A 13,957-nucleotide genomic window follows, 5' to 3' on the forward strand; every position below is an offset into this window, starting at 1 on the left:
GATCACGTCACCGGCGACATTGTCGAAGACGCTGTCGGTCACCACGACTCGGCTGTCCGGGGCGCCGCTGGTGGTCACGTACTCCAGGCCATTGGCGGAGAAATTGCCGTAGCCGTTGTGGAATCGGTTGGCGGACATCGTGATATCCAGGTGCGCCTGCCCGAGCGGGTTGATGAAGACACCCTCGCTGTCGGCCGTCGCATTGAGCGGCGACGTGGCGGGGGTGGCGATATCGCTCTCGGAGTTGCCATTCAGGCGGCCGGTCAGCACCGCATCGTCACCGGCTTGCACGCCGAGCGCCAGCACCGACAGCTTGGCCAGGCCGAGATTGATGGCGCGCAGCGTATTTCCGGTCACGTCAGCGTCGATGCGGCTGTTTCCGTGCGCGCGAATGTCGATGCCGTCGCCACAGGCGGTGTCGTGCACGGTATTTCCCTCGATGCGGACGCTGCCCGCCGCGTCGTGGAAGTCGGTCATGATGGCCGCCCAGCCATTGTTGAGGGTCAGGAAGTCCGGCAGCGCCGGAATCGCCGCGCCCAGCGGCAGAGTCGGCGGCAGGCCGAACGGGCCGATCATGAAACCGTCGGCGCACTGCTGATTGGTTGCCGTCACGTCATTGCCGGTGATCACGGTGTTCACGGCGTCGGCACCGTAGATGCCGCCGCGCCGGGCACCGGTGATGACCAGGTTTCGCACCTCGGTGTCCGAAGCCAGGCGGACGGCGTCGCCGTCGTGATTGCCGGTGGTGTTCGAGATCCGGGGCAGCGCAGGGCTGTCGGCGGCGCCCAGCACCGCGGGGCCGTCGCCGAGGAGTTTCTGACCCGGTTTGAGAGCGATCCCGCCGTCGAGGGTGGCGGTGGACGGTTGCACGAGGATGGTGTCGCCGTCACGGGAGACCGATTCCACTCGGGCGAGCGAGTCGAAGGGGGCGTCAGCGGAGCCGGTGCCATTGGCGGGCGCGCCCGCACGGACGTACCACGTGCCCGAATCCGGCTGCGCCGCAGCGAGTCCGGTGGTGTGCGCGCCGAGGGCCAGCAACGCGGCCAGGACAGTGGCACGGGTTCGAGGGCGGTTCGCGGAGATCGGCCGCAAGGTGTTCATGGTCGCTGACCATGCCAGGCCGGAGCGCCGGGGCCATCCGGCAAAATCCCAGGATCCGGTCGTGCGGGCTGGCCGGTCGCACAAATGGCCGGTGACAGCACGGGATCGGGCGTCGATCGACTGGAAGTTCTGAGCGGAAGTCAGAGTTCGTCGAGGTCGGGAATGGGGGGCAGGACCGGTTCGGGCCACTCCTCCAGGGTTGCCACCTGCAGGTGGATGAAGGCTGCGATGCGGTGCCGGGCCGAGGACGGGAGTCGCTCGATATCGGCCGCGCTCAGGACGTGTGCGCCGAAGGAGTGGGGCTGTGGCGCTTCGGGGTCAGGCGATTCGGGAACAACCTCTAGCTTTGGCCGCGAAGCAGTGGCCGGTATGACTGGTTCATCCGGGTCTGCGGCTGCGGCGGCGGTTCGCACCATGCCGTGACCATAACCCTTTGATAACGCTCGCGGGAGGCGTTGGCGCACTTGTGTCTTCGCGCTGCGAATTCAGCGAAGGCATTGTAAAGGCGAAAAGAATGTGCAGGCAGGCTTGGTCCTCGCAAAATCCACTGCGCCCGCGCCGGAAGATTATGGTGATGGGAGTCACTCTGTCAACAGTTCGGGCAAAACTCGCAGAGAGGACTCAGATCGGGCGGCGCGCAATGGCATACAGATCACGCGCCGGACCGGTCGGCTTCTGTCCGGTCGGCCAGACCGCGCGCAGTCGTCGCTCCAGATCCGGGCCGCCGGTCACCGTGGGCGAGACCAGCAGGCCCTCGGCCAGTTCTGTCGCCACCGCCAGCGAGGACAGCACCGCCGGCGCGAGCCCCTCGGCGACCGCGGTCTTGATGGCCGTGGTGGAGGACAGCTCCAGCGCGACAGTCGGTTCCCAGCCCGGAATGTCGGTGCGCATGGCGCGCTCGAAGGAATTGCGGGTGCCCGAGCCGGGCTCGCGGTAGATGAGCGGGGTGCGGGCCAGCTCAGCGGCATCGACCTGCGCTCGCCGCGCCCAGGGGTGACCGGCGGCCACCACCACGAGCAGCCGATCCCGGCCCACCTCATGGCTTTCCAGGCCGCCCGGCAGCCGCGGGCCCTCCACGAACCCGATACCCGCCCGGCCCTCCAGCACCGCCTTGGCCACTTCGGCCGAGTTGCCCGATTCCAGGGCGATGGAAGTATCCGGCATGCGCGCCCGCAAGCCCATCAGCCACTTCGGGAACAGATACTCCGCCACGGTCTGACTGGCCGCCACCCGCAACCGCGAATCCCGCTGCACACGCAGGGTATCGATGCCCGCGTCCAGCCGCGCCGCAGCGTCGACCACATCCCGAGCCCACTCCGCGATCAACGCCCCCGCGGCGGTCGGCCGAGACCCGAGCGTAGTCCGCTCCAGCACGGGCACCCCCACCAACTGCTCGAGATACCGAATCCGCGAACTCGCCGAAGGCTGACTGATCCCGTGCGCCTTCGCCGCCCGCCCCAAACTCCCCAGCTCGATCACCGACAGCAGGAGATCCAGCGCGGACAGATCAGGCACTCGAGGCGACAACGGCATAGAGCGAGTCTATGCAGCACCCGGCGAAATCCAGGTCAACGGGTCGTCGCGACTCGTTCGATGATCGGTCGCCAGGTGGCGAGGGGGTGGACGGTGAGGCCGATGACCTTGCCCGCGTCGTCGGCGCGGCGGAGGGCGATTGCCGCGTCGAAGTCGGGGTCGGCTTCGAAGGCCGCGACTTCCTCCGGGGTCATCGGGCCGCCCTGGGCGATCAGGGTGCGCTGGCTCGACGGGGACAGGGCGGCGACGTGGGCCGAGTCGGTGGCCGCCAGGTAGCGCTTGGCGACGACGTGGAGTTCGACGAGGCGGGCGACGCGGTCGCCGAGCAAGGGGCGCACGACGTTTCCGCCGTGGATGCCGTGGCCCGCGTCGTCGCCGGGGATCAGGACGTGGCCGATGTCGTGGACCAACCCGGCGACCTGGAGTTCTTCGTCGAGCGGGAAGTCGCGGCGCAGGATTTCGGCGCACTGCCGGTCGTGGTCGAGGATGTCGACCGGGTCGCCGCTGCGGTCGGGCATGTCCCAGGCGTCCTCGCACTCGGCGAGCAGGGCCATGAGGGCGTCGACAGTGGTCAGGGGTTCCAGGGCGCGGGTCACGGGCGAACCCTAGAACGCGGTGGTTCGGCGGCGCCACCCCTGTTCGGGGAAATTCTCGGCAAACGTCCCCTCCGGTCAAGGGATTGGCGACAACTGTCTGTCCGTCGTCGCCGTGGAATCGGGGCGAGGCGGGGTTGGCCGGAAATCTCTGCTCAGGATCGGCGCGGAAATCTACGCTTCAGCCATGGCTGGCAAGACTCCCGCGACGCTGGAAGCGGCTGCGGCGGGGAAGATTCCGAGCGAGTTCCGGTATTGGGAGCGGGTCGGGGATCCGTGGGTGCAGCGGGCTCGGCGGGCGTGGCGGTCGGTCGTCGGGTTCGATCCGCAACCGGACGAGGAGTTGGTGCGGGCCTTCGCGGGGGCCTACTACCAGGCCGATCCGGTGGCCGAGGCGTTCGTCGACGAGGTGTATCTCGGCGAGATCGGGCCGAAGGCGGGGCGGGCGATGCTGGATCGGGCGCTGGCCGACGGGGTGCACAGCGTGCCGGATGCGCCGCCGTCGCTGGTGCGGTTGTTCGAGGAGTTCGAGACCGCTCCGGACTGGCTGGATCCGGAGCTGATGTCACAGGGCGCGAAGGTGTTCCGCCGTTGGGGCACTGCGGTTTTCAGCTTCGCCACCACCAGCACGCTGGAGATGTACTCGGAGAGTTCGATCACCAAGCCGCTGTCGTACGCGGGCGGCTACGCCGGGGACAAGGCGCACAAGCGGCAGTTGGAGACGGTCCGGTTCTGGATCGACGTGTCCGAGCCGGGCGGGCTGGACCCCGGTGCGCGCGGGCGGCAGACCGCCATGCGGGTGCGGATCATGCACGTGTTCATCCGGCGCAAGCTCATGCAGCGGCCGGAATGGGATTACGACGCCTGGGGTGTGCCGATCAGTATCGGCGACGCCACCCTCACCCTGATGGGCGGCAGCGTGGTGCCGGGCCTGGCGCTGTGGAGTGTCGGGCACCAGACCACGGTCTCGGAAATCGAAGCGACACTGCACTTCTGGCGCTATGTCGGCCATCTGCTCGGGGTGCAGCCGAGCTGGTATCCGCGGGATTTCCGGTCGGCCGTGCGACTCATGTTCGCCGCCTTCGTCAAACGCGCGTACACGGCGGGCGCGGACGGCGCGGAGCTGGTGGAGTCCTATCTCCCGGCGTTCGCGCCGAAGCCGGACAGCCCGTGGGCCAAACGAATTCGCGATGAGGTCAACTATCGCGTGCAGATCGGCTACACGGCCTTCTGGCTGCCGCCTGCCACCTATGCCCGCCATCGCATGCCGCGCCGCTTCCCGTGGGTGCTGCATCCGTTGCTGCAGGCCCCGGTGGTGTTCGGCGCGGAAACCCTGCGCCGCACCGTGCCCGGGCTGGACGCGGTGGCCGATCGGGTGCAGCGGCGGCGACGCGAGCGGTGGTACCGCAACGAGGTCGGCGACCGGGATGCCGAATTCACCCCGGTCGAGGAGTTCCGGCGCTGAGCCGCAGGCTTTTTCGGCCCGGCGCTACTTCTTCTCGATCCGGCTCTGCGGCGGGTTCACCGCGGCATGGGCGCGCAAGTAGGACTCCAGGGCGTCGAGATCGATGGGCCCGACCAGGGTTTCGGCGGCCTGCTTGAACACGGTGAAGCCGTCGCCGCCGGTGGCCAGGAAGTTGTTGGTCGACACCCGGTAGGAGGCGGCGGGATTCAACGGCTGACCGCCCACGCGGACGCTGCCGTCGATCACCTTGTGCCCCTTGGGGGCGGTATCCGAGTACGCGTAGGTGATGCCCGCGACCGACAGGACGGCGGGCTTGCTCACGTTGTCCCATTGCTGCTCCAGCAGATTCAGGATCTGCTGCCCGGTCAGCGCCACGGCCACCACCTGGTTGCCGAACGGCTGCACCGTGTACGCCTGCTCGTAGGTGATATTGCCGCCGTTCAGGCCCGCGCGCACGCCGCCGGGATTCATGAACGCCGCCACCACTTGCACATTGGTCATGGCATCGAGCATGGAATCGGCGATGACATCGCCCAGCGGGGAATCCCCGGCCGGGGCCGGGTCGGCGGGCAGGGCGGCGGTCGAGTTGCCGATCACCCGCTCGGCACGCGGTTTCGATTGCCCGGCATAGAAATCCACCAGTCGCGTCGCGGCGGCGGCGGGCGGGATGTCGCGGGTGACGACCCGGTTGACGGCCTTGGCGTCGACCTTGCCGTCGTGGAAGCGCAGGGTCACGTCGGTGATGAGGCGGCCGTAGGAGGCGGCCTGGGTGACGACCTTGCCGTTCAGCGTGCAGTTGTAGGCCTGATGGCTGTGCGCGGTCAGCATGACCGATACCGCGGCATCGGTCTTGTCCGCCAGGGCTTTCACCTCCGGGGAGATGTTCGCGCACCCGTTGTAGTCGACGGGTGCGTCGTGCGCCTGCTGTGCGCCGCCGTCGTGCAGCAGCGCCACCACGGTCTCCGCGCCCGCCTTCTTCATCTCCGGCACGTACTTGTCGATGGCGGCGGCCTCGTCACCGAAGTGGTAACCGCGGATGCCGTCCGGCATGACGATGTGCTCGGTGTCGGGGGTGACGGTGCCGACGATGCCGATCTTGTGGTCGCCGACCTGCAGCATCGTCCAGGCCCGCAGCCCGGGCGGCAACTGACCGTCGGCGTCGGTGACGTTGGCGGCCAGGTACGGGAAGCTCGCGCCGGTGAACTTGTCGCCCGGGGTGCAGCCGTCGGCCGCGCAACCGCCCTCCTGCAACCGGCGCAATTCACCGACGCCGTGGTCGAATTCGTGATTGCCGACCGAGGAGGCCACCACGCCGATCGAGTTCAGGAAGTCGATGGTGGGCTCGTCGTGGAACAGCGACGAGATCAACGGGCTGGCCCCGACATTGTCCCCGGCCGACACCACCGCGCTGTCGGGATAGGCGGCCTTCAACCGGGACAGGTGCGCGGCCAGATAGGCCGCTCCCCCGGCGGTGTACGTGCCCACCTTGCCGTTGGCGCCGTCCGGCGGTTGCAGATTGCCGTGCAGGTCGTTGATGCCGAACAGATGCACCTCGCCGGTCCGCGCCGCGGGCAGGTCACCGGTCGAAATCAGCGGCACCCCGGTCGAAGCGGCGGGCGGCGTGCCCGAGCCCGAATTCCCCCCGCACCCCGCCACCAGCCCGAGGCTCAGCACCGCCGCACACAGACCAACCACCCGCCGCCCGTTCATAACCTTCGACTGTGGCAGACGCCGTCGACACGTGCCCGTCGAGCAGGTGAATTCACCGCCGCGCCCGGCTCGTCCGCTGTGACTTCGAATACCCACCGTGCCGTGCCTTTTCCGGCACGGCACGTCTACGCGGGCGCGAGCGCCGTGCGGAAAATACCCACTGCCGTGGTGTGTTTCGAATCCGCTATCGGGGAAATTCCGCGCGGGGTAGACAGAATTTCATGACCACCCGGAATCTGACGCTCGCCACGGCGGTGTTCGCCCTGACCTTCTGGGCGTGGAATCTGATCGGGCCGCTGTCGTCGAGTTACACGAAGATGCTCGGGCTGACGTCGGGCCAGACTTCGCTGCTGGTGGCGACGCCGGTGTTGGTGGGGTCGCTGGGCCGGATTCCGGTGGGCGTGCTGGCCGATCGGTTCGGCGGGCGGCGCATGCTCGCGGCGATCTGTTTCCTCACCATCGTGCCGGTGCTGTTCGTGGGGTGGGCGAATTCCTTTGCCGGGCTGATGGTCTGGGGCTTTCTGCTGGGTATCGGTGGTACCTCGTTCGCGGTGGGCGTGCCGTTCGTGAACAACTGGTACGAGCCCGCGCGGCGCGGCTTCGCCACCGGCATGTTCGGACTCGGCATGGGCGGTACCGCGCTGTCGGCGCTGTTGACTCCGCGTCTGGTCGAGCACTTCGGTCGCGCGCAGACGCACGTGCTGCTGGCGGTGGCGCTGGCCGCGCTGGGCACGGTCGTGCTGTTGTTCGCGCGGGACGCGCCGAGCTGGCGGCCCGCCACCGATCCCGCGCTGCCGCGGATACGGGAAGCGTTGCGGCTCAAGGCGACTTGGCAGGGGTCGCTGCTGTACGCGGTGGCGTTCGGCGGATTCGTGGCCTTCTCGACCTATCTGCCGACGGTGCTGCACAACGTCTACGAGTTCGCGCAGTCGGACGCGGGTATCCGCACCGCCGGGTTCGCGATGGCCGGGGTGCTGGCCCGGCCGGTCGGCGGCATTCTCTCGGACAAGGTCGGCCCGATCCGGGTGCTGACGGCCGCTTTCGCCGGTGCGGCGGTGCTCGCCATGGTGCTGGCTGTCGAGCCTCCGGCCGAACTTCCGGCGGGTGCGGCGTTGGTGGCCATGGCGTTCTGCCTGGGACTGGGCACGGGTGGCGTCTTCGCCCTGGTTGCCCAGCTGGTGGCGCCGGAGCGGGTGGGCACCGTGACCGGATTGGTCGGTGCCGCGGGCGGGCTCGGTGGGTACTTCCCGCCGCTGGTCATGGGGTTCGCCTACGGGCAGACCGACAGCTACACGATGGGGTACCTGCTGTTGGCCGGAACCGCGGCCGCCGCACTGATTTACACCGTGGCCTTGCGTCGCGCGGTAACCACCGCTCCCGATCGCGCCGCCACGCCCACCCCGACCCCGGCGGTACACCGCTGAGCCCCTCGACGCAGGTGTCGTCCGGGGACGAAGCAGCCGCCGCACCTTGACGGGAGTGCGGCGGCTGCGGGCGTTGGATTCCGGCCAAAAGCACGCCGGAATGACGAGGCGGTCGCTGGCCCGGATGGGCGAGACTGTCGCTCGACCGGGGGTGAGGCGGGCTAGCTGCTGGACGCGCTGGCGAAGGGGGTGGCGGCGGGGTGGGTGGGCCGGCGGTTGGGGTGCTGCCACAGGCCCTTTCGCTCGAGGATCGGCAGGACGCCCTCGCCGAACCAGTACGCCTCTTCCAGGTGCGGGTAGCCGGAGAGGACGAACTGGGAGATGCCTGCCTTCGAGTATTCGATGAGGCGTTCGGCGACTTCCTCGTGCGAGCCGACCAGGGCGGTGCCCGCGCCGCCGCGCACCAGGCCGACGCCCGCCCACAGGTTGGGGGCGATCTCGAGGCGGTCGGTGCTGCCGTTGTGCAGCTCCGACATGCGGCGCTGCCCTTCGGATTCGCTCTTGGCCAGCGCGGCTTGGACGCGTTCGATATCGGCGGGGTCGATGCCGGACAGCAGCTTGTCGGCGACCGCCCACGCCTCCTCGGAGGTGTCGCGGGTGATGACGTGGATGCGCAGGCCGTAGTCGAGCTTGCGGCCGTGATCGACGGCGAGGCCGCGAATCCAGTCCAGCTTGCGGCTCACCGCGAGCACCGGTTCACCCCAGGTGAGGTAGGTGTCGGCGTAGCGGGCCGCGACCGGTCCGGCGGGCGCCGACGAGCCGCCGAAGAAGATCGGCGGAATCGGGTCGGGCCGGTTGCTCAGCAGCGCGTTCTCGACGCGAATGTGCTCGCCCTGGAACGTGGTCGGCTCGTGCGACTCCCACAGCGAACGCACCACGTGCAGGAATTCCCCGGTGCGGGTGTAGCGGGACTCCTTATCGGCGAAGTCACCGTAGGCGGCCTGCTCGAGCGGCTCGCCGCCGGTCACCACATTGATCAGCAGCCGCCCGGCGGAATGCCGCTGGAAGGTGCCCGCCATCTGCGCGGCCAGGGTCGGGCTCATCAGCCCGGGACGCAGGGCCACCAGGAATTTCAGCGTCTCGGTGGTCTCCACCAGCATGGCGGTGGTCAGCCAGGCGTCCTCGCACCAGGAACCGGTGGGGGTGAGCACGGCCTCGAACCCGTTGGATTCGGCGGCCGCGCCGATCTGGTTGAGGTAGTGCAGCGAGGCGGGACGGTCACCCGACATCGGCGTGCCGTGCCCGCCGACCACGAGGCCGCGGGAGTCGCCGGAGGTGGGCAGGAACCAGTGGAACGACAAGCTCATTCGGGGACTCCTAGGAGTTGAATCGGTCGTTGAAGCGGGTGTCGATGAAGTCGGTGATCTTCACCTTCCCGGGAATCAACTTGGCGTCGGAGAAGGCGTCGGCGACCTGCTGCTCGGCGGTGATGGTGGCGTCGTCGAGCGGATGATCCGCAACGTTGCCGCGATTCACCGCCAGCAGGGTGACGTCGTAAGGCACGCCGGTGATCTCGGAGGACCGCTTGGCCCATTCCTCGTGGTGGCCGGTGATCCAGACGTGGGCCTGCTGGATACGCCCCAGCAGATCCCGCACGGCCGCGGCGGTCGCCTTGTTCTCCAAGGTCTTCGAGCCCACCACCCAGAAGCTGTCCGGCTTCAGATAGCCCTTGCCGTCGACGAGGACGCGGTTGCCGGCCAGTTCGGCCTGCGCCACATAGGGATCCCACACCGTCCAGGCGTCGACCCGCCCGGTGGACAGCGCGGCCAGCGCGTCGGCGGGCTGCAGGTACTGCGGTTCGATGTCGTTGAAGGTGAGCCCGTTCTTGGTCAGCACCGACAGCAGGTGGTAGTGCGCCGAGCTGCCCTTGGTGACCGCGATCTTCTTGCCGCGCAGGTCCTTCGGATCCTTGATCGCGGAATCCTTCGGCACCACGACCGCGCTGCCGGCGGCGCCGGAGTCGTACACCCCGGCGATCTTGATCTGCGACTTGGCGGCCGCCGCGAAAACCGGCGGGGCGTCGCCGACGCCACCGAAGTCCACGGATCCGGCATTGATGGCCTCGAGCATGGGCGGGCCCGCGGTGAAGCTGGCCCATTCCACCTTGTAGGGCAGGTCCTTACCCTGACCGGACACCTCGAGCAGGGCCTGTAGCGCCTGCCCCTTCTGATCGCCGATGTGCAGGGTCACCTTCGACAGGTCGACCGAACCGTCCGCGTTCACGCCCTTGCTGTTGTCGCTGCCCGAGCCGCAGGCCGCGGTGACGAGGGCCGTGGCGACCGCGAGGGCGGCGAGGAGGCGTTTGCGTTTCATTCGGTGGTTCCTTCTTCGGAGGTGACGCCCAGCTCGGCGAGCAATGCCGTACGCAGAGACAGGAATTCGGGATGGTCGCGCCGACGCGGACGCGGCAGGTCGATGGGGATCTCGCGGGCGATGCGGCCGTCGGCCAGCACCAGCGCGCGGTCGGCGAGCAGCAGCGCCTCGTCCACATCGTGGGTGACGAGCAGGACCCCGGGCCGGTGCTTGGCCCACAGGTCCAGCACGAGCTGGTGAATCGTGATGCGGGTCAAGGCATCCAGCGCGCTGAACGGCTCGTCGAGCAGCAGCAGCTCGGGTTCGCGGACCAGGGCGCGGGCCAGCGAGGCACGTTGCGCCTCGCCGCCGGAGAGGGTCAGCGGCCACGCCCCGCCGCGTTCGGCCAGACCGACCTCGGCCAGCGCGGCTTCCGCGGCGGCCTTGGGGTTTTGGCGACGCAGGCCGAGAGTGACGTTGTCGCGCACCCGCTTCCACGGCACCAGGCGCGGCTCCTGGAAAGCGACGGCGACCTCTCCGGAAACGTGCAGTTCGCCGCCCGTGTCACCGTCCAGACCCGCCAGCGCGCGCAGCAGCGTGGATTTGCCGGAGCCGCTGCGGCCGAGCAGGGCCACGAACTCGCCGGGCCGGATGTCGAGGTCCAGGCCGTGCAGGACCCGGCGCTCGCCGAAGTCCTTGACCAGCCCGCGAATTCGCACCACCGCGTCGGCGGGAACGTCCGAGGTGGAGTTCTTCTCGATCTCGGCCAACGTCGCCGCGACCACCGAATCGGTCAGGGTGCCAGGAAGTCGCGTCGCCATGACAGCGCTCTCCTCTCGATCGAACGGACCAGTGCGTCGGTGAGCAGACCGAGCACGCTGTAGACGAGCAGGCCGACCACGATCACGTCGGTGCGCAGGAACTCGCGGGCGTCGTTGATCATGAAGCCCAGGCCCGCATCGGCATTCACCTGTTCGGCCACGATCAGCGCCAGCCAGGCCACACCCAGCGATTGGCGCAGGCCGACCAGGGCCTGCGGGAGCGCGCCCGGCAACACGATGTGGCGGATCAACTGGAAGCGGTTCAACCGCTGTACCTGCGCCAGCTCGGCGAGTTTGCCGTCCACGCTGCGGATGCCGGCGAAAGTGTTGAGATACAGCGGCACCGCCACCCCGAAGGCGACCAGCACGATCTTGGGCAGCTCCCCGATCCCGAACCACAGGATGAACAGCGGGATCAGCCCGTAGAACGGCAGCGTCCGCAGCATCTGCAGGATCGGATCGACCAGGTACTCCCCCACCCGGCTCAACCCGGCCACCAGCGCCAGCCCGATCCCGACGACCGCGCCGATGGCGAAGCCGATCGCCGCACGCTGCAACGACACCGACAGCGCCTTGGTCAGCGTCCCGTCCTTGATCAGGTCGATCGCCGTCTGCACCACGGTGACCGGCGAGGTCAGCAACCGTTCCGGCAGCACTCCGGTGGCACTGGCCAGCTGCCAGATCACCACCAGGGCAATCGGCGCGACGAACCGGGCCAGCACGGATACGCTCGGCAGGCGCGACCGGGCCGCAGTGGGCCTGGCCTGCACGGCAATTGAGGACACGACAGCACCTCGGGGCACAGGGGGACGGGGACGTTGGCGGACGAGGGCCTTCACCCACCGATACCGACCATGCCGGTCCGAAACCGCCCGGTCACCGGTTGTAATCCGCGTGATTCTGGGCTTGCCCGATCCCTCGACTGCCACAATGGAGCCGCAGCGAGGAGCCGAGGACGGGAATGAACAGTCCGAATCACCCGCTCACCGTCGGATCCCGGTTCGGCCCCTATCGGCTCGACCGGCTGATCGGGCGCGGGGGTATGGGGGAGGTCTATCAGGCCTACGACACGGTCAAGGACCGCACCGTGGCCATCAAGGTGCTGCCCGAGCGGCTCGCCGAGGACACCGTGTACCGGGCGCGTTTTCAGCGGGAATCGCATGCGGCGGCGCGGCTTCGGGAGGCGCACGTCATCCCGATCCACGATTACGGCGAGATCGACGGCCGCCTCTACATCGATATGCGGCTGGTCGACGGCGACAGCCTGCGCTCCCTGCTGCACCGGCACGGACCGGGCAATCCCGAAGACGCGGTGACCGTCGTCGAACAGGTCGCCGCCGCACTGGACGCCGCGCACCGCGACGGGCTGCTGCACCGAGATGTGAAGCCGGACAACATCCTCGTCACCCACACGGGCTTCGTCTACCTGGTGGACTTCGGCATCGCCCAGTCCGCCACCGACGAATCGCTCACCCAGGACGGCGGCGCGGTCGGCTCCTACCGCTACATGGCCCCGGAACGCTTCCAGGCCACCGAGATCGGCCCACCCTCCGACGTCTATGCCCTGGCCTGCGTACTGTTCGAATGCCTCACCGGCACCCGGCCGTTCGCGGGCGGCAACGACGCGCAGATCATGGCCGCCCACCTGTTCGACCCGATCCCCCGCCCGAGCCTGGTCCGCCCGACCGTCCCCGCCGCATTCGACGCGGTCGTCGCGCGCGGCATGGCCAAGGAGCCCACCCAGCGCTACGGCACCGCGGGCGAACTCGCCGCCGCCGCACGGGCGGCCCTCAACGATCGCACCGGCGGCCGCACCCCCGACCCGAGCGCACCCCGCCCCACCGGCGGCTCCGCCCCGCGAGCCACCACGAATCCGGCTCGAGCCCAGACCGATACGACGGGAACGGTGATCAGCGCCGCCACCGGATCGGCCTCGACGATCGCGCCGGGAGACCCGGGCATCACCGACCGCCAGGCGAATGCCGATGGTGGCCTGGCGGACACCGGCGGGAGCCGGACGGATAGTGGCGGGAGCAGGACGGATTCCGGTGGCGGCAGCACGGATACCGGTGGCGGCGGGGCGAAACCGCCGCTCCCCGGGTCCCGCCGTCGGCTGCGCCGAGTGGGCGCGATTCTCGCCGCCATCGTGCTGCTCGCCTCATCGCTGGGCTTCGCGGGCTGGGCCTACCTGCGGCACACGACAGCGGGCGTGCCGGTCGGGGATGCCGCGACGCTGCGCGGACCCGATATCGACCTGCTCGCGATCGTCGGCTGGGCCGGATACCACCGCGCCAACTGTGTGCACGGGAACCCCGATGTCTCCACCACGTCTTTCGTCATCTGCGATCCCAATCCCGACGCGTCCGCTCCGGCCGCCCGGTTCTTCCGGTTCAAGACCGCGAGCGCGATGCACGAGCTGTTCAACACCAATTTCCTGGGCACGCTCGGTGCGACCGCCTGCCCGTCCGATCCGGCGGGCAGGGACGGGCCATCGGTGAACAACGGTGTGGAGGTGGGTCGCAAGGCTTGCTTCACCGACCACAGCATCGGAGCGCCCCGACCAGCCTTGGTGCTGACCGACGAAGCCCGCCTGACACTGGCCACCTATATCTGGGACGCCGCGGACGAGACCGCATTGCGCGATTACTACGCCAAATCGAACCTCGGACGGTTCCGTGCGCAGGAGAACGCGCGCGATCCCGACGATTTCACCGTCGGCGACTACTACCTGCTCGATCGCCTCAACGACCCGTACGTCCGCCGCAACTGCCGTCACACCGACCCCCCGGTCGGTCCGGTGTCCGCGATCGTCGACTGCGACACCAAACTCGATGCCCCGGGCGTCTCGTTCGTGGCCGTGCCCAACACCGACACGGTGAAAACGCTCTATCAGGCCGATCTCAACCAGTTCGCCGGACGCGGGTGTGGCGGGTCCGGCACGGATGAGGTGTGGAGCAAACAGAACAAGCCCATCGGGCGGTACTTCTGTTTCACCGACAAGACGGTGGATCCGCCCCG

Annotated in this window: 12 protein-coding genes; 3 read left to right on the plus strand and 9 right to left on the minus strand. The window is 68.9% G+C overall.

Annotated elements, in window-relative coordinates; all coding sequences use genetic code 11:
• The 4 genes from ACWELQ_RS18350 to ACWELQ_RS18365 form a co-directional block, all read right to left on the minus strand.
• Positions 1–1,101 (minus strand): hypothetical protein (locus ACWELQ_RS18350; protein ID WP_452398241.1); only part of this gene is annotated, 1,101 nt, incomplete at its 3' end.
• A 140-nt stretch (positions 1,102–1,241) separates the two neighbouring features.
• Complete coding sequence (locus tag ACWELQ_RS18355) at positions 1,242–1,517, minus strand: hypothetical protein (protein ID WP_379357412.1); 276 nt, start codon at positions 1,515–1,517, stop codon at positions 1,242–1,244.
• A gap of 205 nt (positions 1,518–1,722) precedes the next feature.
• Positions 1,723–2,634, minus strand: a complete 912-nt coding sequence (locus ACWELQ_RS18360) for a LysR family transcriptional regulator (RefSeq protein ID WP_452398242.1) — start codon at positions 2,632–2,634, stop codon at positions 1,723–1,725.
• A gap of 35 nt (positions 2,635–2,669) precedes the next feature.
• Positions 2,670–3,230 carry an HD domain-containing protein gene (locus ACWELQ_RS18365; protein WP_452398243.1) on the minus strand — a complete coding sequence of 187 codons (561 nt, stop codon included), beginning with the start codon at positions 3,228–3,230 and terminating at the stop codon, positions 2,670–2,672.
• Positions 3,231–3,414: 184 nt separating this feature from the next.
• On the opposite strand from ACWELQ_RS18365, the gene ACWELQ_RS18370 reads away from it, so the two are divergent.
• Positions 3,415–4,692 carry an oxygenase MpaB family protein gene (locus tag ACWELQ_RS18370; RefSeq protein WP_452398244.1) on the plus strand — a complete coding sequence of 426 codons (1,278 nt, stop codon included), beginning with the start codon at positions 3,415–3,417 and terminating at the stop codon, positions 4,690–4,692.
• Between the two features lie 24 nt (positions 4,693–4,716).
• Here the strand turns inward: ACWELQ_RS18370 and ACWELQ_RS18375 are convergent, their stop codons facing one another.
• Entirely contained in the window at positions 4,717–6,402 is a 1,686-nt protein-coding gene (locus tag ACWELQ_RS18375; RefSeq protein ID WP_452398245.1) for a bifunctional metallophosphatase/5'-nucleotidase, read from the minus strand.
• A 221-nt stretch (positions 6,403–6,623) separates the two neighbouring features.
• On the opposite strand from ACWELQ_RS18375, the gene ACWELQ_RS18380 reads away from it, so the two are divergent.
• Positions 6,624–7,826: an MFS transporter gene (locus ACWELQ_RS18380; RefSeq protein WP_452398246.1), complete on the plus strand. Its 1,203-nt coding sequence runs from the start codon at positions 6,624–6,626 to the stop codon at positions 7,824–7,826.
• 161 nt (positions 7,827–7,987) lie between these two features.
• Here the strand turns inward: ACWELQ_RS18380 and ACWELQ_RS18385 are convergent, their stop codons facing one another.
• The 4 genes from ACWELQ_RS18385 to ACWELQ_RS18400 are packed head-to-tail and all read right to left on the minus strand — an operon-like array spanning position 7,988 to position 11,724.
• Positions 7,988–9,133 (minus strand): LLM class flavin-dependent oxidoreductase, encoded by a 1,146-nt coding sequence (locus ACWELQ_RS18385; RefSeq protein ID WP_452398247.1) that lies wholly within the window; start codon positions 9,131–9,133, stop codon positions 7,988–7,990.
• A gap of 10 nt (positions 9,134–9,143) precedes the next feature.
• Positions 9,144–10,139, minus strand: a complete 996-nt coding sequence (locus tag ACWELQ_RS18390) for an ABC transporter substrate-binding protein (RefSeq protein WP_452398248.1) — start codon at positions 10,137–10,139, stop codon at positions 9,144–9,146.
• Positions 10,136–10,939 (minus strand): ABC transporter ATP-binding protein, encoded by an 804-nt coding sequence (locus ACWELQ_RS18395; RefSeq protein WP_452398249.1) that lies wholly within the window; start codon positions 10,937–10,939, stop codon positions 10,136–10,138. Before ACWELQ_RS18395 ends, ACWELQ_RS18390 begins: the two co-directional genes overlap by 4 nt.
• On the minus strand, positions 10,912–11,724 hold the full coding sequence (locus ACWELQ_RS18400; protein WP_452398250.1) for an ABC transporter permease: 813 nt from the start codon (positions 11,722–11,724) through the stop codon (positions 10,912–10,914). Before ACWELQ_RS18400 ends, ACWELQ_RS18395 begins: the two co-directional genes overlap by 28 nt.
• A 176-nt stretch (positions 11,725–11,900) precedes the next feature.
• Here ACWELQ_RS18400 and ACWELQ_RS18405 point away from each other — a divergent pair.
• The coding region (locus ACWELQ_RS18405; protein ID WP_452398251.1) for a serine/threonine-protein kinase at positions 11,901–13,957 on the plus strand (2,057 nt) is incomplete at its 3' end.

Source organism: Nocardia sp. NPDC004722 (assembly GCF_053601505.1).